The sequence below is a fragment of the Liquorilactobacillus satsumensis DSM 16230 = JCM 12392 genome (assembly GCF_001435195.1).
In the GTDB taxonomy this organism is placed as follows: domain Bacteria; phylum Bacillota; class Bacilli; order Lactobacillales; family Lactobacillaceae; genus Liquorilactobacillus; species Liquorilactobacillus satsumensis.
Genome location: NZ_AZFQ01000031.1, coordinates 1 through 221, shown reverse-complemented (window position 1 = coordinate 221; position 221 = coordinate 1). Strand labels below are relative to the sequence as shown.

The following is a 221-nucleotide window of genomic DNA, read 5'->3' as shown; positions in this document are numbered from 1 at the left end:
GTAGAGCCGTTAAAGACGGTGGCAGATATTAAAACAACACTAGTTCGCCCCATAACCGGTCAAAGTTATGTGGGGCGGCTTTTTCATTTGTGGTGTTTGTCGATATAGCTGAGTAGCGCGATTAAAAACGTGCCAAACAGCAACATCAACGAGAGTGTCTGAAAGACGCTCATTGACTGTGAAGCCTTCCTGAAGATTATTCCATGTTCCCATGAGCCTCA

At 45.2% G+C, this 221-nt stretch carries 1 protein-coding gene; it reads right to left on the bottom strand.

The window, feature by feature from the left end; translation table 11 throughout:
• Window positions 1-83: 83 nt before the first annotated feature.
• Window positions 84-146, bottom strand: a complete 63-nt coding sequence (locus tag FD50_RS12900; protein ID WP_222843308.1) for a putative holin-like toxin — start codon at window positions 144-146, stop codon at window positions 84-86.
• Window positions 147-221 lie beyond the last annotated feature (75 nt).